The organism is Pantoea sp. X-Soil-ISGK-421, from assembly GCF_059730785.1.
Map to the genome: position 1 here is coordinate 651,986 of NZ_AP035980.1, position 21,921 is coordinate 673,906.

Consider the following 21,921-nt stretch of genomic DNA (forward strand, 5'->3'; position numbering starts at 1 on the left):
TGACGGGAATTAGACAGGAATGGTCCTTTGGCATCGTCAAACAATCACTCTCCAGCCTATCCTTTAGTCGCGGCACAGCCCGGCATCTGGATCGCTGACAGCATTGCGCAGCAGCGCAATCAATTTACTGTGGCGCACTACAGCGTGCTGCACGGCAGCATCAATCGCGCGGCACTCGATAGCGCCATTCAACAGGCCATGGCTGAAGCCGATACCGTGCAGGCGCGCTTTGGCCTCGACGATCACGGCAATCCGGCGCAGTGGTTCGGTGCGCAAGCGCCGGTCGCGCCGGAATGGCACGATTTCAGCCAGCGCGCCGATGCCAGCAGCCAGGCACACAAACTGATGCAGGCGGATCTCATCGCAGAACTGCCTGCCGACGGCGACAAACCGCTCTATCGCCATGCGCTTATGCGTATCGGCGACGGCAGCTGGTTGTGGTATCAGCGCTATCACCATTTGCTGGTGGATGGCTTCAGTTTTGAAGCGCTTACACAACGCGTCGCGACGATTTACGCCGCCCTTTGCGCCGGTAAACCCCCAGCGCCCTCGCCGTTTACGCCTTTCACCACGGTCATTGAAGAGATTCAGCAGTGGCAGGATTCGCCTGCCTATACGCGCTCCGCCCGTCACTGGCAACGCTACGCGGCTACGCTGCCGGAAGCCGTGACGCTCGGCAGCGAAAACATAAGTCATCCCGGCGAGCGCCCGATCAGTTGTCAGGTGACGCTGCCGCAACTGGCTTCGCTGCGTCAGCAGCAACAGCTCGCCGACAGCAGCGAAGGCGACATCGTCAGCGCGCTGTTAGTGGCCTATCTTGCCCGCTTCAGTAACAGCCAACGATTGTCGATCGGCTTCCCATTTATGCGCCGCATGGGTTCAGCCGCGATTTCCACCCTCGGTCCGGTGGTCAACGTGTTACCGCTGATCTTCAGCGTCAGCGATGAGATGACGTTGCCTGCGCTGGTGCAGCAGGTGCAGAACGAAATTCGCCAGGCGCGTCGTCATCAGCGTTATGAAGCGGAACAGCTGCGCCGCGACCTCGGTCTGGTCGGTAGCAGCCAGTCGCTGTATGGTCCGGTAATTAACGTCAAGGTTTACCACGACGATTTGCAATTCGACGGCCATCCTGCGCCTACCCACACGCTGGCGATGGGCCCGGTGGACGATCTGGAGTTTGAAGTCGGCTTCCGCGATGGCGCATTGCAGCTAACGCTGGTGGCTAACCCGCGCCGCTACGATGCGCAAACGCTACAACGTCACGCTGAGCGTATCAGCCATCTGCTTAGCCAGTTCGCGACGGATGCGACTATCACAATGGGTGCGCTGTCGTTGCTGGCACCACAGGAACAGATTGACCTGCAACGCTGGTCAACCGGACCGACCCTCGTGCCGCCCGCCGAAACCCACACCATCGTCGATATTCTGCTGCAAGCCGCTGAGCAATACGGCGAGCAAACGGCGGTGGTGTGCGGCGATCGCAGCCTGAGTTATCGCCAGTTAGCCGATCGCGCCATGCAACTTGCACATCTGCTGCTGTCACGCGGCCTGCAGGCTGACGACGTGGTAGCGATTGGCATCCCGCGTTCGGTGGATTCACTGGTGGCGATGTTCGGCGTGCTGGCGAGCGGCGCGGCCTATATGCCGCTCGATCTCGACTACCCGCGTGAACGCTTAGCGCTGATGTGCGATGACGCCCAGCCTACGCTGCTGCTGACGCACTCCAGCACGCTGGCGCAAATGCCGGAGCTGCCGCATCTGCTGATTGACCAGATGACGTTGAAAACGCTTTCTACCGCACGACCTGACACCCTTCTGTGCGGCGACGATCTGGCCTACATGATTTACACCTCGGGATCGACCGGCCGTCCGAAAGGCGTAATGAGCACTCATCAAGGTTTGCTCAATCTGTTCCTTTCGCACCGCGAGCATCTGTTCGGCCCGGCCATTGCGCGCTTCAGCGCCAACAGCCCGCGGCGTATGCGTGCCGGTCACACCGCCTCCTTCTCGTTTGATTCCTCGTGGGAACCGCTGTTTTGCATGCTGATGGGCTGCGAGCTGAATATCTTCGACGAAGAGCTGCGCCGCGATGCGTGGGGCTTGATTCAACAGATGAATGCGGTGCCGGTCGATTTACTGGATATCACGCCGTCGTTCTTCTCGCAGATGATCGACAGCGGTCTGCTGGACGCCGATAACCATCGTCCATCATTTGTGATGATTGGCGGTGAAGCGGCCACGCCAACACTCTGGAAGCTGATGCAGCAACAGCAGCAGATGGCGATCCACAACTATTACGGCCCATCGGAATACACCATCGATACGCTCGGAGCCAGCGTCATGGCCTCACCGCAGCCGGTGATTGGTCGTCCGGTGGGTAACAGCGAAGTCTATCTGCTGGATAACCAACTGCGTCAGGTGCCGATCGGTTCTGTGGGCGAGCTGTATATCGCCGGAACTGGCATCGCGCGCGGTTATCTGCGTCGTCCCGATCTCACCAGCGCACGTTTTGTCGCCAACCCATTCCGCGACGGCGATGTGATGTACCGCAGCGGCGACCTGATGCGCTGGCGTCAGGATGGACAGCTGGCGTTTATTGGGCGTACCGATCACCAGATTAAAGTACGCGGCTTCCGTGTCGAACTGGGTGAAGTAGAAAACGCGCTGGTGGCGCTACCAGAAGTCAGCACCGCCGTGGTGATCGCCGAGGTGATAGGCGCCACGCATCGCCTGATTGGTTACTGCTCGGTGCAGGATGACGCGCTACGCGCTGATGCCGATCTCAACGCCCGTTTACTGACACAGCTTGCCACGCAACTGCCGGATTACATGGTGCCTGCGATTCTGATGGTGATGGATGAGTTGCCACTCAACGTAAACGGCAAGATTGATCGCCAGGCGCTGCCTACACCACAACAGGCGCAGCAGAGCCAGAGTCGCGCCGCCAGCACGCCGCAGGAGCAGCTGATTTGCCAGGCGATTGCCAGCCTGCTGGGGCTGGATAGCGTTGGCGCTGAAGATGATTTCTTCGCGCTTGGCGGCGACAGCATCTCAGCGATGGGACTCAGCACCGCCGCTCGTCGCGCCGGCTATCTGTTGCGTCCGCGCGACATCTTCGCCGAACGTACCGCCGCACGCATGGCGCGGGGTTTGCAACCGCTGGCGCAGCACAACACCGGCGCACGCGTGGTGCAACAGGGCGCGATTGGCGGATTGCCGATTCTGCACTGGTTCAACGCGCAGGCGGGCATCAATGCGCGCTTTGCTCACGGCGTGCTGCTGTCGGTGCCACCGCCGTTACAGCGCGCACAGTTAGAACAACTGATTGATCAGCTGGCGCAGGCACATCCGGCACTCAACGCCTTCACGCGCGGCGATCAGCTGATTGTTGGCGAAGCGCTGGCGTCGCGCCCTGCCCGCGTGCGTGTGCTTAACGTGCAGGATCGCGACAGTGCAGCGGAACAGGCGTTTACCGAAGATGCTGCGGCGCTCGATCCGGCTAACGGCGCGCTGCTTCGCGCCACGCTGCTGCAGCAGGAGGGCGCGAGCTGCGGGATGGTGTTGACGTTGCATCACCTGATTGTTGATGGCGTCTCCTGGCGTGTATTGCTGGATGAACTGCAACAGGCCGGTGATGCGTTGATCGAAAATACGCCGCGGGTGATCCCCGCTGAGGAAACCTCGCTGCACGACTGGTCAGCGGCGCTACTGGCGAACCTCTCGACGCGCGCCACCGAATTACCGTTCTGGCAGCAGATGCTGGCCGAACCGTTGCCACTTATCGGCCAACGTGCGATTCAGCACAACGATCGCCAACAGCATCAACGCACGCTGTTGGATGCATCGACCACGCACGCGCTGCTCAACACGCTGCCGCAGCACTATCGGTCCACCAGCGAAGAGCTGCTGCTGACGTTGCTGACTCTCGCTCTGCGCCACCTCAACGGCAGCGCGCGGCAACGCGTCACACTCGAGTCACACGGCCGTGCCGAACTGCATGAGCAGCAGGATCTGGCGCGCACCGTCGGCTGGCTGACGGCGGAATTCCCGGTGCTGCTGTCGTTGCCAGACAATCCACACGCGCCGCTCAATGACTGCGTACGCGCAGTGAAAGCGGCACTGCGTGCGGTGCCGGATCGCGGCATTGGCTACGGGCAACTGCGCTGGCTCGATGCGCATCGCGGCGTGACGTTAGCCAAACTGGCCGCACAACAGGCGCCGCAGGTGCTGTTTAACTATCTGGGACGCTTCTCACAACGCAGCGGTAACTGGTCGCCACAGCGTACCGCACAGCAGTTCCGCGACACCTTCGCAGTGGTACAGGATGAGGCGCTGCCGCTGCAGCACGCGCTGGAACTCAACGTCTTCGTTGAGGAGCAGCTGAACGCGGCGCAGCTGGCGCTGAACTGGAGCTGGGCGGAGGGCGTGCTGGACGCCGAGGCGATTGCGGCGTTACATCAGGCAATGGCCAGCGCCGCGCAAGCGCTGATAGCGCTGGCACAGCAACAGCCGCTGCAAGCTGCCAATACGCTGGTTGCCGCTGACGTGGCGCTGGAAGGCGTCGATGATGCCGTGCTGCAACAGCTGCATGCGCGTCACGGCATCTTTAGCCATGCGCTGCCACTGTTGCCGCTGCAGAAAGGTCTGCTGTTCCACGCGCAAACCACCGCGCAGCGTGGCAGTTATAACTCACTAACGCGGCTGACACTCAGCGGCGACATCAACGCCGCGGCGGTACAAACCGCACTAAACGCGGTGTTACAGCGTCATCCCCAGTTGGCGGCACGCTTCGACGCCGAAATCAGCCTGCAACCGCTGCAGCTGTTACCAGAGGGTGAATTACACTGGCCACTCGCGCTGCATCAACTGGGCGACGACGACGAAAATCTGGCGCTGCTGGCGCTGGAGCATCAGGCGCTGACGGAGGATCTGTTTAGCCAGCCGATCATGCTGCAAGCCACGTTAATCACTCATCGCGATGGGATGCGCTGGACGTTGCTGCTTAACGCGCATCATCTGGTGGTGGATGGCTGGTCAACGCCGGTGATCCTCAACGATCTGCTCAGGGCGCTGCGCCAGCAAACGTTGCCAGCGCACAGCAGCAGCTACGCCGACATTGTGCGTCAGCTCAGCCAGCGCGACAGCAATGAAGCGCGTCAGCAGTGGCAAGCCTATCTGAAAGGGGTTCGTCCGACCTTGCTCTATCCGCAAGCCGCTGACAGCCCGGTCCACGAAAAGCGTATTACGCTGGATGCCACGCTGGAACGTGAGCTCTTCGCGCTGTGCCGGGCGCGCGGCTTAACCCTTAACACTGTGATGCAAGGATTGTGGGGGTTGATGCTGTCCGTCGCCAGCGGCCAGCAAGACGTGGTGTTTGGTGCGCCGGTTTCGGGCCGATTCGGTCAGATTGACGGCATCGATCAGCACGTTGGCCTGTTCAGCAACACGCTGCCGGTTCGCGTGTGCTTCGATCATCAGCGTCCGTTACTGGTGCAACTCGCCGATCATCAGGCGCAGCACATCCAGCTGATTGAGCAGGATTGCCTCGGTCTCGCCGAGATTCAACAGGGGATTGGCGCCGGTACGCTGTTCGACACTTTGCTGGTGGTGGAGAACTATCCGGACAATCAAACGCTGCTGGAGGCCAACGCCCTCGTGCGCTGCGAAGCGATTCATAACCGCGGGTATACGCATTATCCCCTGACGTTACTGGTGCTGCCGGGCGAACAGCTGACGCTGCTGATGGAGTATCGCGATTGCGTTAGCGAGCCGCAACGTCTTGCCGAGCGACTGTTACTGCTGCTGCAACAGCTGGTCAGCACGCCGGATCTGCCGTTAACGCAGTGGAAGCTACAAACGCTGGCCGAGCAATCGCTGCTTGCCTGGGTCAACAACACCGGCGTGCAGCTGGAAAGCGAAACCCTGCAGCAGGCGATTGCCCAGCAGGCGGCGCGCACACCGGACGCGCTCGCGCTGATGGATAGCGAGCATCGTCTGAGTTACGGCGAAATGCAGCGTCAAGCCACGCTGCTGGCGGATCGTTTGATTGAAGCGGGCGTGATGCCGGGCGATATCGTTGCCGTGGCACTGCCGCGCTCGGTGCGTCTCAGCATCGCGCTCAGCGCCATCCTGCAGGCGGGCGCGGCGTATTTGCCGCTGGATATCGGTTATCCGGATGAGCGTCTGGCATATATGGTGGAAGACGCGCGGCCGTGGGTGCTCATCACCGAATCCTCACTGGAAACCCGCTTTGCCCCCTTCGGCACGCTGATGATGTTTGATGCCTTAGCAGGTGAACATATTCAGTCGCGCCACAGCTTGCCGAAAGCGGATGCAAACCGCCCAGCTTACGTGCTCTACACCTCGGGATCGACCGGCAAACCAAAAGGCGTGGTGGTGAATCAACACGCCATCGTCAACCGCCTGCGCTGGATGCAGGCCAGCTACCCGCTGCGCGCCGACGACGTGGTGTTGCAGAAGACGCCATGCAGCTTCGATGTCTCAGTATGGGAGTTCTTCTGGCCGCTGATGGCCGGTGCGCAGCTGATGATGGCCCCACCGGAGGCGCATCGCGATCCGCAGGCGCTGTGGCAGCTGATTGACGACTACCGCGTCACGACCCTGCACTTCGTGCCATCCATGCTGGCGGCTTTTGTCGGTCATCTATCCGCGCAAACCGAGCAGGCTTGCCCAACGTTGCGCCGCGTGTTCTGCAGCGGTGAAGCGCTGGCGTGCGACCTGGCGCGCAGCTATCAGGATGTGATCGCCGCGCCGCTGCACAACCTCTACGGCCCCACCGAAGCCGCCGTCGATGTCACCTGGCAACCGGCCAGCGGCAGCGCGCTGGAAGGCCTCAACGGGCTGGGCGTGCCGATTGGTCGTCCGGTGTGGAACACCCAGTTGCACATCCTCGATAGTCTGCTGCGTCCGGTGCCGGTTGGCGTGCCGGGCGATCTCTATCTCAGCGGCGTGCAGTTGGCCGATGGCTATTTGCATCGCGCTGACCTCACTGCGCAGCGCTTTGTCGCCGCGCCGTTTGCCGAAGGCGAGCGCATGTATCGCACCGGCGATATCGCCAGCTGGCGCGCTGACGGTGCGGTGGAGTATCTCGGCCGCAGCGACGACCAACTGAAGATGCGCGGGCAGCGTATTGAGCCCGGCGAGATCGAACAGGCTTTAGTGGCGCTACCGGGCGTTGCACAGGCGGTGGTGGCGGCTCGCACCTTGACGCAACAGTCAACGCCGGGCGTCGATAACCGTCAGCTGCTGGGCTGGCTGGTGGCCAAAGCAGGTGTCACGCTGGATATCGAAACGGTGAAGCAGCAGCTGAGCGAACGTCTGCCGGCACATATGCAGCCGGTTAGCTATCTGCTGCTCGATGATCTGCCGCTCAGCGCCAACGGGAAACTGGATCGCAAAGCGCTGCCGATGCCGCAGCTCAGTGCGCGCAGCGGCCGCCTGCCGGACAGCGCCAACGAACGTTTGCTGGCGGATCTGTTCCAGCAGTTGCTCGGTTGCGACAGCGTATTTGCCGATGACGATTTCTTCGCGCTCGGTGGTCATTCGCTGCTGGCGATGCGTCTGGCAGCGGAACTGCGTCGGCGTGAAGTGCCGCCGCTCAGCGTTGGCCAGATCATCGCCGCGCGCAGCGTGGAGAAACTGGCGGCGCTGCTTGACGGCGGTGCGAACAATGAAAGCGGTGGCAACGGCGAACTGCTGCCGCTGCGCGCCGGTCACGGCCCAACACTGTTCTGTATCCATCCGGCATCCGGTTTCGCCTGGCAGTACAGCGCCCTGCTGCACTATCTCGACGGCGATTTCCCGATTGTCGGCCTGCAATCGCCGCGTCCCAACGGCGTGATTGCCGCGTGTCATAGCGTAGAGGCGATGTGTGACCACCATCTGCAGGCGATTCGCCAGCAGCAGCCGAGCGGTCCTTATTTCCTGCTGGGCTATTCACTCGGCGGCACGCTGGCACACGGGATTGCGGCACGTTTGCAGGCACAGGGTGAAACGGTGGCATTTCTTGGCCTGCTGGATACCTATCCGGCAGAAGGTCAGGATTGGCGCACGCCAGATGCCGACGAGGCGGAACAGGAAGTGGCGCGCGAGCAGGCCGAATTTATGGCCGCCACTGAAGATGAGCGCGATCCGCTGCTGCGTGAAGAGAAGGCGGTGATGTTTAGCACCATCGTCGCCAACTACAAAGACGCCGTCGCGCGCCTCGCCGAAGCACGTACCCCGCGTTATGCCGGCAAAGCCACACTGTTCATGGCCGAGAGAACACTGCCGCAGGGTATGGATGTGCGCGCCAGTTGGGCACCGTTTGTTGATGAATTAACGATTTTCCCGCTGGATTGCGAACACGCCGATATTCTCTCGGCCGATTCGCTGAAGGTGCTGGGTCCGTTGATCAATCGTTTGTTTACCTAGATCAAATAAAGCACTCATCGTAGCGGCGCAATTCATTGCGCGCCGTTAAAACCGCGCGATAAATCGCGCCGCTACGGGTGATGCAAAGATGATTTACTGTTGGAGACTTATGGCTAAGCCCTCGATATTTTTAGATTTTAGTTTGCTGAAAAACAACGCGTCGTTCCGCGCGATATTCTGTGCGCGCATGCTATCGGTGTTCGCCCTTGGCATGTTGGCGGTTGGCGTGCCGGTGCAGATTCAGGCGATGACCGGATCCACGCTGCAAGTCGGCGTGGCGGTAATGCTCGACGGCATCGGCATGTTCATCGGACTGCTGCTCGGCGGTGTGCTGGCCGATCGCTACGATCGCCGCACGTTGATCCTGTTCGCGCGCGGCACCTGCGGCATCGGCTTTGTGTTGCTCAGCCTCAACGCCTTTAGCCCGGCGCCTTCGTTGCTGGCGCTCTACTTCCTCGCCTTCTGGGATGGCTTCTTTGGCGCACTCGGTATGACCGCGCTGATGGCAGTGATCCCGCTGATTGTCGGACGTGAGCATCTGGCAGAAGCCGGTGCGCTCAGCATGCTAACGGTGCGCCTCGGCGCGATTTTATCCCCCGCGCTCGGCGGTATGATCATCGTTGCTGCGGGTGTCGGTTGGGCATTTGCGGTCGCCGCTATCGGCACGCTGGCTACGCTGATTCCGCTGGTGCGCTTACCGGCGATGAAACCCGACCAGCAGGAACCCGAGCATCCGCTGCGCGCGCTGGCGAGCGGCATTCAGTTTGTCTGCCAGCATAAAGTGGTCGGCGCGGTGGTGCTGGTCGGTTTGCTACTCAGCATGGTCGGCGCGGTGCGTATTCTGTTCCCGGCGCTGGCGTTAACGTTTCACGCCGATGCATCCGCATTGGGATTGATGTACTCGGCGGTACCGCTGGGCGCAATGATCGGTGCCTTTACCAGCGGGTGGGTGCGGCAGTTAGCGCGTCCCGGATTGGTGCTGATTGGCTGTGCGCTGCTGGCGTTTACCTGCATCGCCTCACTTGGCCTTTACAACCATCTGCTGCCCGCGCTGCTGGCGCTGGTGTGTTACGGCTACAGCAACGCCATTGCCTCGCTGCTGCAGTTTATGCTGACGCAGCATCACACGCCGGATGCGCTGCTGGGACGCGTGAACAGTCTTGGCACCGCTCAGGATGTGACCGGCGATTCGGTTGGTGCATTGGGATTAGGGGCGCTGGCACGGGCGCTGGCACCGCTGAGCAGCGTGCTGTGGTTTGGTGGATTGGCAGCAGGATTATTGCTGCTGCTGTCGCTGGCGGCGCGCGGCCTGCGCACGGCGCGTCTCAGTGAACAACCTGACGCGCCGCAGCCCGCCACCGCAGAGGCTTAACGAGTAAACTGCCGCTCGATGCTGCTCAGCATATTGCTGGCGCTGTAGTAATCGAGGCGAAAGGTGTCATTACCTACGGCAAAGATGTGGTGCTGCTGCACCGCAGGCAGATGGGCGAGGAACGGATTCTTCGCCACTTGCGGCACGGTTTTTTCATCGGCGGCAAACAACAAGAGTGTGTTGCCGGTGATGCCATCGGCCATGTTTTCCCCATTCAGCTGAATAATGTCATTGCGTTTACCCATGCTGGTGCTGCCCTGAAAACTGGCGGGCGGCGCGGCCAGCGTGAAGCCCAAATCCTGCAACAACGCGCCCTGCGCTGATGCTGCCGTCCACAAATTCATTCCGCGTCCATCTTCGTAATAGACCAGCGCAGAGGTCGGCTGCGGCGGCAGCGTGATGGTATGACGCACCGCTGCCACCCGTTGGTCGAACGCTGCAATCACCTTTTGGGCATCGGCTTCATGGCCGGTAATCGCACCCAGTTGCAAGGCCAATGCCTGCCAGCGCTTATCGCCGTAGTCGATCACTAACACCGGTGCGATGGTTTGCAGTTGATCGTAAAGACGCAGCGCCGAATCCCCGCCGGTGGCGGCCATCACGATCAAATCTGGCGCTTCAGCGGCAATCGCTTCAGCGTTCGGCTGCGATATATAGAGCGATTTCACCTGACGCGCTTTGGCCACCGCGCTCCATTGGGTGAAAAAGCCCTGCGCATCCGACACGCTGCTGCTGCGACTGGTGGCGCCGGAAGCGACCAGCGGCGCGTTAATCGCCAGCAAGGTGCCACTCAAGGTGACGCTGGTGGAGACAATGCGCTGCGGCGGCTGTTGCAGCGTGAAAGGGCCTTTCGGTGTGGCGAGGGTGCGCGGCCAGCTAGCGTTGGCTTGTGTCGTAGTGCAGATGAAAAATAGGGTAAGCAGCAGAGTAAACGCGGGGAAACGCATCAGGTTATCCATGACTTGATAGTTGAGAATAAATATCATTATCAAAAATAAGTGTGGGTGCAAGGGATATTAGCAGGTCGCCATGAATGACGACCCTACGAATGTGTAGGGTGCGCATGAATGCGCACCGGGAGGAGATTACTGAAGGGAATAACGCCCCAGCGGCGCCACAGTTTTAATCACGCCATTGGCTTTCATATATTCGCCAAACGCCTGGTAGCGCGCCTTATCAAACTCCGCGCTGTGCGCGGCGAAGTACGGCAGCGTCGCCTGCCACGCCTGGTAATTGAGCGGCGTGTTCAGCTCGGGATAGTGCTTGATAAACGCCTGCCACACTTCCTGCGGATGCGCACGCAGCCACACCACACCGGCATCCAGTCCACGTAAAAACGCGGGAATACGCTTATCCTGTGCGGCGGTTTTTTGGTTCGCCAGAATGATCAGCTCGTCATAGGCGGGCACGCCGTAATCTTCCGGCTTGAATACCGTTGGCGTAGCACCTTTGTCTTTCAGATCCAGCAGCTCATAGTTGCGGAATATCGTCATCGCGCCATCAATCTTGTGCGTCAGCAACGCAGAGGTGCCATCCATATTCAGGTTGATGAACTTCACCGAGTCAGCATCGACGCCCTGCGATTTCAGCATATTGCGGATCGCCACATCTTCGGTGCCCGGCACCGCATAGCCGATGGTTTTGCCGGCGAAATCCTTGAGGGTGTGGATATCGCTCGACACGGTGGTCAGCGTATTCAGCGGCTGATTGATCAACGTCCCGACACGAATCACCGGCACCTCTTTTTCCACCAGCGTATAGAGCTGCGGCTGGTAGCTTATGGCGAGGTCGACTTTGCCCGCCGCCAGTAGCAGCGGAACGGAAGCTGAATCGGCGGGCGCGATCATCTCCACATCCAGCCCCTCTTTCTTAAACGCGCCGCTGTATTGAGCAGCGAAAATCGCCGCGTGGTTCGGGTTAATAAACCAGTCGAGCAGCAGGCGAACTTTCTCCGCAGCCTGGACGTTAGCGGTCGCCAGCAGCAGCAACGCGGTCAATGCGATTCGTAGGGTGTTCAAGGTGTGTCCTTATGTGGTTTGCCAGAGGATTTTATTGCGAATCAGCGCCACGCTGCCCGAAAGCAGCAGCGCCAGAATCAGTAACAGCAGCAGCGCCGCGAAGCTGGTGGCGGTTTCCAGCCGCGCGTTGGATTGCATCATCAGGTAGCCGAGCCCTTCGCTGGCGCCGACCCATTCGCCAATCACCACCCCAATGGGTGCCAGCACCACCGCCATCTGCAGGCCGGAGAAAAATTGCGGTAACGCGGCGGGCCAGCGCACGCGCCAGAAGATACGAAAGCGCGAGTGCGTGGTGGTTTGCGCCAGCTCCAGCCAGCCGCCCGGCGTGCGGCACAGTCCATCGAACAGCGATAAGCACAGCGGGAAAAAGAGAATTAATGCGGCTACCACCACTTTTGATGCGATACCAAAGCCGAGCCACAGCACCAGCAGTGGTGCCAGGGCAAACACCGGAATCGCCTGGCTGGCGGTGACCAGCGGAAACAGCACGCGGCGCAACAGCGGGCTGGCCGCCATCAGCACCGCCAGCGTGACGCCTGCGCCGACCCCCAGCAGCAGCGCCAGCACAATTTCCGCCAGCGTATAGAGCGTGTGATGCCACAGCAGTTGGCGATGCAGCCACAGCGCTTCGAGCACCGCCTGTGGCGCGGGCAGCAGGAAAGTGGGTACGCCGCTGTGACGTGCCAGCAACCAACCACCTAGCAGCACCACGATCAGGTAGATCGCGCTAAACAGTGTTTTCATGTGTATTCAATCGTGTGAAGAGTTGAGCCTGCGCCTGCAGCACCGCGGGATGGTCAAACGGACGCGGCACATCACCGGTGTGAACCGGCCAGCTTTCGATGTTCAGCGGCTGGCCTTGCAGCAGCAAAATATCATTGGCCATGCGGCACGCTTCCAGCGGATCGTGGGTGACCAGCAGCACGGTTTTGCCGCGCAGTAAATTGGCGGTCAGGGTTTGCAAACTGAGTTTGGTCATCACATCCAGCGTGGCGAAGGGTTCATCCATCAGCACCACTTCGCGCTGCGCATAGAGCGTGCGTGCCAGCGCTACGCGTTGCCGCATGCCGCCGGAGAGTTGATGCGGCGGCGCATGCGCCACGTCGCTGAGTTTCACCTGCTCCAGCAACGCCAGCGCACGCGCGCAATCCGGCTTTTCGCCGCTCAGCCTTGCCGACAGCATCACGTTGTCCAGCACCGTTAGCCACGGATAAAGCAGATCCTGCTGGCCCATCCACGCCACATTGCCGGTTAAGCCCTGCACCGCGCCCTGCTGCGGCTTGAGTAAACCGGCGACCAGCCGCAGTAGCGTACTTTTACCGATGCCGCTGCGTCCCAGCATGACGGTGGTCTTGCCGCCGCGCAGTTGCAGATTCAGCTGCTGGCACAGCGGCTTATCGCCCCAGCTAAAGCTGACATCGTTGAAAAGAATGTCCTGATTCATGGGCGATTGGCCGCCAGAATCGCAAGCTGGTGAAATCCGCGCTGCGCCAGCGCGGTCGCGGCCTGCGCGGCGCGAATGCCGCTGGCGCACACCAGCACGATGCGCTGCTGCGTGGGCGGCCGCCACGCCGCGATCTCCTGCGGCAAAATGCGCTCAACACGCTCTGCCACGCTGATCGGTGCTTCTTCACAGCTGCGCAGTTCTACAATGCAGTCGTCGGCGGCCAGCAGTGGCAGATCGATAAACGGCACCGCATGTTCCGGCTCTTCCGCGCCATCAAAGCGGAACTGGCGGAAGTGCCAGTTCACGAAGTCGCAATTCACCAGACAACCGAGCGGCGATGGCGGCAACTGCAGCAGCACGCTGAGCGCCATCTGCGCCTGCATCGCGCCGAGCGTCGCGACTGCCGGGCCCATCACCCCTGCGGTATTACAGTTCGCAGCCGATGATGGCAAGCGCGGGAACACCGCGCGATAGCTCGGCGATCCGCCACAGAATCCGCCGACGTAACCTTGCCGACCCAGCACCGAGGCGCTGATCAGCGGAATGCCTGCCAGCAGGCAAGCATCGGAAAGTTGGTAAGTCACGGCAAAATTATCTGCCGCGTCGATCACCAGATCGCATCCCACCAGTGCCTGCTGCACATTGCTGGCGCTTAGCGACTGCTGCAGCGCCTCGACCTGCACTTCAGGATTGCGCTGCTGCAAAGCCTGCTGCGCCCGCAGCACTTTGGGCTGGTCGATATCCTGCAGAGTAAAGAGTGTTTGCCGATGCAGGTTATGCAGCGCCACGACATCGTCGTCATACAGACGAATATGACCGACACCCGCGCCCACCAACTGCGGCAACAGTGTGGCGCTTAATCCACCCGCGCCCGCCACCAGCACGCGCGCGTTTAGCAGCCTCTGTTGCCCTGCCTCACCGATTTCCGGCAGCATCATCTGACGTTGATAACGTTGCATATTTAGCGGCCTCAACTTAAGTTGGCCAAGCCAAAGATCGGCGTGGACGCGCTCGCCATATCACGCTTCTCCATCAATCCGGCGCGGCGTGCGGCCTGTCCGGCTTCAATCGCCAGGCGGAAGGCGTTGGCCATGCCGATCGGGTCGCCCGCTTTGGCGACGGCGGTATTGAGCAGGATGCCATCGAAACCCATTTCCATCGCCTGCGCGGCCTGCGACGGCGCGCCAATTCCCGCATCAATAATCAGCGGAACATCGCTGAACCACGCACGCATCGCGCGCAGGCCGTCAATGTTACGCAAACCCTGGCCGGAACCGATCGGCGCGCCCCACGGCATCAACAATTCACATCCGGCCGCCAGCAGCTTTTCGCCAACGATCAGATCTTCGGTGGTATACGGGAACACCTGAAAGCCGTCTTCAGTGAGGATGCGCGCTGCTTCTACTAGCGCAAAAGGATCGGGCTGCAGCGTGTCGGCATGGCCAATGACTTCCAGTTTGATCCACGCCGTGTTGAACAGTTCCCGCGCCATATGGGCGGTGGTGACGGCTTCTTTCACCGTGTGACAACCGGCGGTATTCGGTAACACGCGGATGTTGAGGCCGGTCAATAATTCGCGGAAAGCCGCCCCCGCCGCGCCTTCGCGCCGCAAACTGACGGTAATGATGTCGGTGCCGGAGGCGGCAACCGCCTGCTGCAAAATGGCGGGCGAAGGATAGCCGGCGGTGCCGAGCAGGAAGCGAGATTGTGGATCAAAATCGTAGAACATCGCTTAACCTCCCTGCATCGGTGACAGCACTTCGAGCTGACAACCTTCGTCCAGCAGCTGTGTGTCGTACTGGCTTTTTGGCACAAAAGCCCCGTTGAAGGCAGTGGCAACGCAGGCTACATCAATTTGCTGCTCGATCAGCAATTCGCTCAGGCTCTTGGCCTGGGTGCTGATGGCGCGGCCGTTAAGCTGAATATTCATTTAAGTGCTCCCCGAAAAGGCGCTGCATTAGCTGCTCAGCCAGCATCGGTGCCAGCAGAAAACCGTGGCGATACAGGCCGTTGAGATAAAAGGTTTGGTTGTGATAATGAATTTCCGGCAGATTTGCCGGATAGGCCGGACGCAGTCCGCTGCCGCTCTCAATCACGCGCGCTTCGGCTAAGGCCGGATGGATCGCGTATGCGGCGCTGAGCAGCTCCATCATGGCGCGCGCACTGATGGCGCTGGCATCGTCGCTTTCGATCATGGTGGCGCCGAGCATGAAATGGCCGCCGCGACGCGGCACCAGATAGCAGGGAAAACGCGGATGCAGCAGACGAATCGGGCGGGAAAACTGCACTTCATCGCTGTGCAGGATCAGCATCTCGCCGCGCACCGCACGCAGGCGCGGCAGTTCAGGCGCGGCGTGGATGCCGCGACAATCGATAATCTGTCCACTCGGTGCAGTGCGGTTGAAGGGCACACCGCGCGCGATCAGCGTGTCACGCATCTCCTGCAGCGCCAGCCGCGGATCGAGGTGCGCTTCCTGGGCGAAAAACAGTCCGCGCGCAAAGCGTCCTTCCAGCGCCGGTTCGATGTCTGCAGGATCGATCCAGTGATGCTGCTCGGTCATGCAGGCGAAACGGTTGAGTTCCTGGCTATCGCGCGGTGGCGCAACCACTAACGTGCCCTGATGCTCAATGCTGCTGATGCGCGATTGCCACCATGCGGCGGCATGTTGTCCAAGGGTGATAACGTCGCGCGGCGCGCTTTCGGCTTCACACCAGGGCGCCAGCATGCCGCCAGCAAACCACGATGCCGGTTGGCGTGATTCATCGCCAATGACCTCGACGTCTTCGCCGCGTTCCGCCAGCAAGGTTGCCACGCACAAGCCCGCCACGCCGCAGCCGAGCACGCTCCAGCGGCTCACAGCGCCGGTTCCAGGATGTTCAAAAAGGGGGAATTCACATCGGCCTCTCAGTGTTAGCTGAGACCCGCAGATACAGGAGAAGGGAAATGGCGCAACCATCGAGCTTGCCTGAGCGCCAGACAGCCCGATGAAAAAGACTGTCAGTCTTCCTACGCCAGTATCAACTGGGTCAGGTTCAAAGGGTCGCTAAGCCGCGCAATGCGCAATTAGCCTCTCAGTCTCTTTGGCGAGACTCCCCCGACGCGTCTATTTGTATTGCAGGCGTTGGCCGCCGTCAAGTGCGCTATTCAGTCACCGCACATTCCGTAGCGGCGTAATTTATTGCGCGATAAATCGCGCCGCTACGGAATGTGCCAGCTGTGACAGCGGTTTTTACATCCTCACAGGCGAGCGTGAAGGCATTTATCGCTACCTGGACTTGGTGGATCACCAGCGTAACATATGGTATACAAACACATTATTTTATGCGCAAGAACAAATACAGGTGATGTCGGAATAACCATGAACAATATTAAAATTGCATTTATTAAAGCCGGCTGGCACAAAGAAATTGTCCATAACGCCCTGGTAGGTTTTGAAAAAGAATTAGCCGATCAATCCGTTGAAGCGGAATTAAAAGTGCTGGAAGTGCCTGGCGCATTTGAAATGCCATTGCTGGCTAAGCGTCTGGCCGAAACCGGCAAGTATGATGCGATTGTCTGCGCCGCGCTGGTGGTGGACGGCGGTATCTATCGCCATGATTTTGTTGCCGCTGCGGTGGTTGATGGCCTGATGAATGTGCAGCTGACCACCAACGTGCCGGTGTTTTCCGTTTCATTAACGCCACATAATTTCCAGCCGGTTGATGTTATCGAAAACTTCTATACCGAGCATTTCATTAAGAAAGGCAAAGAAGCGGCGCGCGCAGTGCTGGCTATTCACCATTTGTCGATTGACTGAATCATTAAAAAGGGAGCACCTCATCAGGCGCTCCCTTTTTATTTATGATGACTTTCTTTGGTTAATATTCAGAATAGTGCCAGCCTCGCCTCACTCAATGTTTCACACTCATCAAATGATTACGCTTCAATTGTCGGCGCGTTTCAGACGGATTGATATCGCACGCTTTAGGCAGTAACAGCGTAAAGATACCGGCAATCACCAGCGACCCCGCCAGCCAGCAAATCGCCACGTTTTGGCTGTACAGCAGCGTCATGATCCCGACTAAATACGGTCCGCAGAATCCGCCCAGATTACCCAAACCATTGATGACACCACGCGCGCTACCCGCGACTTCAGGCGCAGCAATTCGTCCGGGAATCGACCAGAACGGGCTGGTTGCCGCTTTGAGGAAGAAGCCGCACACCACCAGCGCAATATAGGCCGCCACCACATTGTCATGCAGTACCACCGAAGCCAGCAATGCCGCGGCAAAGCAGAACAGCGACACCATCACCCACAATCGGCGCTTACCGGTGCGATCGCTTAACCATGAAATGGCGTAGATGCCGAGCACGGTGGCGACAAAGGGGATCGCCGCCAGCAGACCGACGCCCGCCATATTGGTGCCGGTGAGATTTTTCAGGATACTTGGCAGCCACAGTGTGTAACCGTAATCACCGGTTTGATAAAAGAAGTTGAGCGCCACTAACTTCATCAGGCCCGAGTTGCGGAACACCGCTTTCAACGGCGCTTTGCTAACCGGTTCCTTTTGCAGGTGCAGTGCTTTTTCGCGCGCCAGTTCGCGCAACAAATATTCTTTTTCACGGGCCGGTAACCAGCGCGCCTCTTCTGGACGATCGGCGATCACCAGCCACCACACCAGCAGCACCACGGCAGAAAGCAGGCCTTCAATAATAAACAGCCAGCGCCAGTCCAGCACATTGATGATGTAACCGGAAATCGGTGCGGTGAACATGCCGCCTAACGGCGCGAACATCATGACAAAGGCGTTGGCGCGCCCCAGCTCTTTTTCCGGGAACCAGTTGCTGACCATGGTTAACACCACTGGCAGCATGCCGCCTTCGGAAATCCCCAGCACGAAACGCAGCGCCAGCAGCTGATAATGGTTAGTGACAAAACCGGTGGCGATGGAGACAACCATCCACGCGGCCAGCGACCAGGCGATAAAGCGTTTACCGCTGCCATTGACCGCGATACGTCCGCCCGGCACCTGTAAAAACAGATAGCCAATAAAGAAGATGCCGCTCACCACGCCAGCCATTTGGCTGGTGATTGCCAAATCCTGATCCATGCCGCCAGGCAGCGCAAAGCTGATATTGACGCGATCCATGAATGAGACAATGCAGGTGATAAGAATTGGGGCGATGACGCGATACCAGCGCGTTCCGGGAATTTTTTCTTGCATGCTGCCCTCTCCATGTTAAGCCGTGATGCTTAGGTTCATTGGCTAACTATTAAAGAGAGTATGGAAATAATTATTGCGATCGTAATCACTGCAATTAATGTTAAGAAAAAGTGTTACATACGCTGTGATCGCGCATAAAAAAAAGCAGCGCGATGGCTCGCACTGCTCTTTGTACTATTTTTAATCATTAACGCTGTGGATGATTCACTTCCAGTGGACGCAAATCAAACACCAGCACTTCCGCATCATTACCATTAGCGAACTGCAGCGCGCTTTCGTTGCGAACACGGGCGCCGTCACCTTCTTTGAACGCCACACCGTTGACTTCAATGCTGCCGCGTGCCACATGGATATAGGCGTAGCGATCGGCATCCAGCGTTAAGGTCTGCTGCTCCACACCGTCGAACAGTCCGGCATAAATACGAATATCCTGATGCACGCTCAGTGAACCGTTATCACCATTTGGCGAAATGATTAAACGCAGCTGGCCACGCTTGTCACTCTCTGGCACGGAAACCTGCTGATAACCCGGTTGCGTGTTACGTTCGCCGGGCACAATCCAGATCTGCAGGAAGTGGACCTTATCCGTTTTCGAGTGGTTAAACTCGCTGTGCGTGACGCCGCTACCGGCGCTCATCAACTGCACGTCGCCCGGCACAATCACCGAACCGGTGCCCATTGAATCTTTATGCTCCAGCGCGCCTTCCAGCACATAGGAGATGATTTCCATATTGTTGTGCGGGTGCGCACCAAATCCACGTCCCGCGGCAACGCGGTCATCATTGATCACCAGCAAATCAGAGAAACCGGTCTGCTTTGGGTCCCAGTAACTGGCGAAAGAGAAGGTATGATGCGAATTCAACCAACCGTGGTCACCCACTCCGCGTTGTTCTGACAGGCGTTGTTCAATCATGGTCTGCTCCTCAAATGTGCTGTGGGGGGCGATTGCCCTTCCCGTTGCAGATAAGTATACGTAAACTGATTTGCCTAACAATGCGTCATCATGACAATGACTGTCACCGATAAGTGGACAATATGCAGATTGAAGATCTCCGTATCTATGTAGCTGTAATCAAAGCGGGTAACTTCACCGCCGCCGCCGAACAGCTGCTGCTGTCGAAGCAATATGTCAGTCGCCGCATTGCCGCACTAGAGGAGTCACTCGGCGCGCGGCTGCTGAATCGCAACACGCGGAAGTTGTCGGTGACCGATAATGGCCAGCTGTTTGCGCAGCATGCTCAGCGTATTCTGGATGATGTGCAGGAAGCCGAGCTGGCAGTATCCGGTCGTCGTCAGGTGCTGCAAGGCAGCTTTCGTTTGAGCGTACCGATGTCGTTTGGCATCAGTCATTTGTCGCCGTTTGTTGCCGAGTTTCTCAGCCTGCATCCGGGCTTGCAGTTTCAGGTCGAACTGGCAGACCGTCACGTTGATATGGTGGGCGAAGGTTTTGATATGGCGATTCGCATTGGCACGCTGCCCGATTCCAGTTTGATTGCTAAGCGGTTGGGCGAGTTTCGCCGTGTCATCTGTGCCAGCCCGGCCTATTTGCAGGGTGCTGGCGCACCGCGCACGCCGGAAGAGTTAAGTGAACATTTGTGCCTGCGCTATGGACGGGAAAGCCAGACTGGTTGGGAATTGTTTAACGGCGAGCAACGCAAAGTGATCAGCGTGCAGGGACCGATGGTCAGTAATAACGGGGAAATGTTACGCGATGCGGCGATTGCCGGGCTGGGGTTGATTATGTTGCCGGAGTTTATTGTGGCGCCGGCGTTAGCCAGTGGCGAGCTGATTACCGTGCTTGAAGAGTGGCAACCCACGTCGCTCAATCTCAATGCGCTCTATCCGCAGCATCGCCAGCGCAGTGAAATTCATCGGGTATTTATGGCGTTTTTGCAGCAGAAATTGGCGTGATTTGACCAGGTGCGCATGAATGCGCACCCTACAAAACCTAAAACCACAGAATCGCCGTTTATGCGCTTTCACTATTCGTAGGGTCGCCATTAATGGCGACCACCACGGTTTAATGACTCTCGTGCGCAAAGGTAATCGATTTGCGGCGCGCATCGCGCATCGCTACGGCATGAATCAGCAGGCCAAATACCGCCAGAATCGCCCCCACCCATCCGGTGGATTGCCATCCAAGACCGGCCGATATGGTGACACCGCCCAGCCACGCGCCGAGCGCATTGGCCAGATTAAACGCTGAGTGGTTCATCGCCGCCGCCATGGTTTGCGCATCACCGGCCACATCCATCAACCGGATTTGCAACACGGCTGCCAGCGCCACCATGGTGCCCACCAGCATTATGTTGATGGCACCCGCCAGCGCATAGTGCGCGGCAAACACGAAAGCGCTGAGCACCAGGAACGACCACACCAGCAAAATGCGAATGGTCTTTTCAATGCCGCGATCGGCCAGACGTCCCCCCGCGATATTACCGATAATCATGCCCAAGCCAAACAGCGCCAGCACCGCCGGGATCCAGCTTACCGGCATATGCGCCAGTTCGGTCATGGTCGGTTTGACGTAGCTAAACACTGAGAACAATCCGCCGCTGCCCACCGCGCCAATCGCCAGCGTCAATAGCACCTGTTTACGCGTCAGGGCTGACAGCTCGCGCAGCGGACTGGCATGTTTGTCGCCCGCCACGTTCGGCACCCACAGCCAAACTAACAGCAAGGTCACCAGCGCCAGGCCGCCGACAATGGCAAAGGCATCGCGCCAGCCAAACCATTGGCCGATAGCGGTAACGGCAGGCACGCCGAGTAAGTTGGCGATGGTCAGGCCAAACAGCACCATCGACACCGCCTGCGCGCGTTTGCGGCGCTCAACCAAACCTGCCGCGACCAGCGCCGCCACACCAAAGAAGGTGCCGTGGGGGAAACCGGCAAGGAATCGCGCCAGCAGCATTGAGTAATAACCTGGCGCAATGGCGCTTAACAAATTACCGGCGGCAAACAGGCCCATCAGCGTCATCAGGAAGTTACGACGTGAGGCACGCGCGCCTAGCACCGCAAGCAGTGGCGCACCCAGTACCACACCGAGCGCGTAAATACTGATGAGATGCCCAGCGGAAGGGATTGATACGTTAAGGCCTTTGGCTGCGTCGGGCAGCAGGCCCATGATGACGAATTCGCCAGTACCGATGGCAAAGCCGCCGGTGCCGAGCGCGAACAGAGCTTTCAGCACGCTCTGACGCGGCAGCGATGCCTCATCCGGCAGCTGAGTGAGTTGGGGTTGTACTGATGACATGTGTTTTCCGAACCGCAAGTGAAGAACTCAGTCAGGATCGTGGACGCATTAAACAGCAACCATCGTCGCAACTGAGTTAAGTAAGCGGCATATGATAGCGCAATTATGTGTTAATGGCTGGGGTGACGCTGAGGCATCGGTCGCCATGAAGGGCGACCCTACGTCGTAGGGTGCGCATTTATGCGCACCGGGT

Annotated in this window: 15 protein-coding genes and 1 riboswitch; of the genes, 4 read left to right on the top strand and 11 right to left on the bottom strand. The window is 59.1% G+C overall.

The window, feature by feature from the left end; genetic code table 11:
• The first annotated feature begins 27 nt into the window (after positions 1-27).
• Positions 28-8,433 carry an amino acid adenylation domain-containing protein gene (locus AC6I8K_RS21710; RefSeq protein ID WP_497827572.1) on the top strand — a complete coding sequence of 2,802 codons (8,406 nt, stop codon included), beginning with the start codon at positions 28-30 and terminating at the stop codon, positions 8,431-8,433.
• 109 nt (positions 8,434-8,542) lie between these two features.
• On the top strand, positions 8,543-9,805 hold the full coding sequence (gene entS, locus AC6I8K_RS21715) for an enterobactin transporter EntS (RefSeq protein ID WP_064739847.1): 1,263 nt from the start codon (positions 8,543-8,545) through the stop codon (positions 9,803-9,805).
• Here the strand turns inward: entS and fepB are convergent.
• The 8 genes from fepB to AC6I8K_RS21755 form a co-directional block, all read right to left on the bottom strand.
• Entirely contained in the window at positions 9,802-10,752 is a 951-nt protein-coding gene (gene fepB, locus AC6I8K_RS21720; protein ID WP_497827573.1) for a Fe2+-enterobactin ABC transporter substrate-binding protein, read from the bottom strand. The two genes, entS and fepB, sit on opposite strands and share 4 nt — an antisense overlap.
• A gap of 138 nt (positions 10,753-10,890) precedes the next feature.
• The gene (locus AC6I8K_RS21725) at positions 10,891-11,823 is read right to left on the bottom strand and encodes an ABC transporter substrate-binding protein (protein ID WP_497827574.1); all 933 of its coding nucleotides are present in this window, start codon (positions 11,821-11,823) and stop codon (positions 10,891-10,893) included.
• A 9-nt stretch (positions 11,824-11,832) separates the two neighbouring features.
• Positions 11,833-12,567: an ABC transporter permease gene (locus AC6I8K_RS21730; RefSeq protein ID WP_497827575.1), complete on the bottom strand. Its 735-nt coding sequence runs from the start codon at positions 12,565-12,567 to the stop codon at positions 11,833-11,835.
• On the bottom strand, positions 12,551-13,267 hold the full coding sequence (locus AC6I8K_RS21735) for an ABC transporter ATP-binding protein (RefSeq protein WP_497827576.1): 717 nt from the start codon (positions 13,265-13,267) through the stop codon (positions 12,551-12,553). The genes AC6I8K_RS21730 and AC6I8K_RS21735 overlap by 17 nt, the downstream gene beginning before the upstream one ends.
• Positions 13,264-14,229 (bottom strand): HesA/MoeB/ThiF family protein, encoded by a 966-nt coding sequence (locus tag AC6I8K_RS21740; RefSeq protein WP_497827577.1) that lies wholly within the window; start codon positions 14,227-14,229, stop codon positions 13,264-13,266. Before AC6I8K_RS21740 ends, AC6I8K_RS21735 begins: the two co-directional genes overlap by 4 nt.
• 11 nt (positions 14,230-14,240) lie before the next feature.
• A complete protein-coding gene (locus tag AC6I8K_RS21745) occupies positions 14,241-14,999 on the bottom strand; it encodes a thiazole synthase (RefSeq protein WP_064739841.1) in 759 nt (252 codons plus the stop codon).
• A 3-nt stretch (positions 15,000-15,002) separates the two neighbouring features.
• The gene (gene thiS / locus AC6I8K_RS21750) at positions 15,003-15,200 is read right to left on the bottom strand and encodes a sulfur carrier protein ThiS (protein WP_064739840.1); all 198 of its coding nucleotides are present in this window, start codon (positions 15,198-15,200) and stop codon (positions 15,003-15,005) included.
• Positions 15,184-16,128: an FAD-dependent oxidoreductase gene (locus AC6I8K_RS21755; protein ID WP_497827578.1), complete on the bottom strand. Its 945-nt coding sequence runs from the start codon at positions 16,126-16,128 to the stop codon at positions 15,184-15,186. The genes thiS and AC6I8K_RS21755 overlap by 17 nt, the downstream gene beginning before the upstream one ends.
• A 129-nt stretch (positions 16,129-16,257) precedes the next feature.
• Positions 16,258-16,377, bottom strand: a riboswitch (TPP riboswitch).
• Between the two features lie 252 nt (positions 16,378-16,629).
• On the opposite strand from AC6I8K_RS21755, the gene AC6I8K_RS21760 reads away from it, so the two are divergent.
• The gene (locus tag AC6I8K_RS21760) at positions 16,630-17,067 is read left to right on the top strand and encodes a 6,7-dimethyl-8-ribityllumazine synthase (protein ID WP_064739838.1); all 438 of its coding nucleotides are present in this window, start codon (positions 16,630-16,632) and stop codon (positions 17,065-17,067) included.
• Between the two features lie 94 nt (positions 17,068-17,161).
• Here AC6I8K_RS21760 and AC6I8K_RS21765 read toward each other — a convergent pair whose 3' ends face one another.
• Both AC6I8K_RS21765 and AC6I8K_RS21770 read right to left on the bottom strand, forming a co-directional pair.
• Positions 17,162-18,475, bottom strand: coding sequence for an MFS transporter (locus AC6I8K_RS21765; RefSeq protein ID WP_483818271.1), 1,314 nt, complete (start codon positions 18,473-18,475; stop codon positions 17,162-17,164).
• Between the two features lie 187 nt (positions 18,476-18,662).
• The gene (locus AC6I8K_RS21770) at positions 18,663-19,388 is read right to left on the bottom strand and encodes a pirin family protein (RefSeq protein WP_483818270.1); all 726 of its coding nucleotides are present in this window, start codon (positions 19,386-19,388) and stop codon (positions 18,663-18,665) included.
• Between the two features lie 122 nt (positions 19,389-19,510).
• Here AC6I8K_RS21770 and AC6I8K_RS21775 point away from each other — a divergent pair, with 122 nt between their 5' ends.
• On the top strand, positions 19,511-20,386 hold the full coding sequence (locus AC6I8K_RS21775; protein ID WP_497827579.1) for a LysR family transcriptional regulator: 876 nt from the start codon (positions 19,511-19,513) through the stop codon (positions 20,384-20,386).
• 109 nt (positions 20,387-20,495) lie between these two features.
• On the opposite strand, the gene AC6I8K_RS21780 is transcribed toward AC6I8K_RS21775, so the two are convergent.
• The gene (locus AC6I8K_RS21780) at positions 20,496-21,728 is read right to left on the bottom strand and encodes an MFS transporter (RefSeq protein WP_483818268.1); all 1,233 of its coding nucleotides are present in this window, start codon (positions 21,726-21,728) and stop codon (positions 20,496-20,498) included.
• Positions 21,729-21,921: the final 193 nt, after the last annotated feature.

Coding starts and splice junctions, on each gene's coding strand:
- entS (WP_064739847.1), top strand. CDS start 8,543: ATGGCTAAGCCCTCGATATTTTTAGATTTTAGTTTGCTGAAAAACAAC.
- fepB (WP_497827573.1), bottom strand. CDS start 10,752: ATGCGTTTCCCCGCGTTTACTCTGCTGCTTACCCTATTTTTCATCTGC.
- AC6I8K_RS21730 (WP_497827575.1), bottom strand. CDS start 12,567: ATGAAAACACTGTTTAGCGCGATCTACCTGATCGTGGTGCTGCTAGGT.
- AC6I8K_RS21735 (WP_497827576.1), bottom strand. CDS start 13,267: ATGAATCAGGACATTCTTTTCAACGATGTCAGCTTTAGCTGGGGCGAT.
- AC6I8K_RS21740 (WP_497827577.1), bottom strand. CDS start 14,229: ATGCAACGTTATCAACGTCAGATGATGCTGCCGGAAATCGGTGAGGCA.
- AC6I8K_RS21745 (WP_064739841.1), bottom strand. CDS start 14,999: ATGTTCTACGATTTTGATCCACAATCTCGCTTCCTGCTCGGCACCGCC.
- thiS (WP_064739840.1), bottom strand. CDS start 15,200: ATGAATATTCAGCTTAACGGCCGCGCCATCAGCACCCAGGCCAAGAGC.
- AC6I8K_RS21760 (WP_064739838.1), top strand. CDS start 16,630: ATGAACAATATTAAAATTGCATTTATTAAAGCCGGCTGGCACAAAGAA.
- AC6I8K_RS21765 (WP_483818271.1), bottom strand. CDS start 18,475: ATGCAAGAAAAAATTCCCGGAACGCGCTGGTATCGCGTCATCGCCCCA.
- AC6I8K_RS21770 (WP_483818270.1), bottom strand. CDS start 19,388: ATGATTGAACAACGCCTGTCAGAACAACGCGGAGTGGGTGACCACGGT.
- AC6I8K_RS21775 (WP_497827579.1), top strand. CDS start 19,511: ATGCAGATTGAAGATCTCCGTATCTATGTAGCTGTAATCAAAGCGGGT.
- AC6I8K_RS21780 (WP_483818268.1), bottom strand. CDS start 21,728: ATGTCATCAGTACAACCCCAACTCACTCAGCTGCCGGATGAGGCATCG.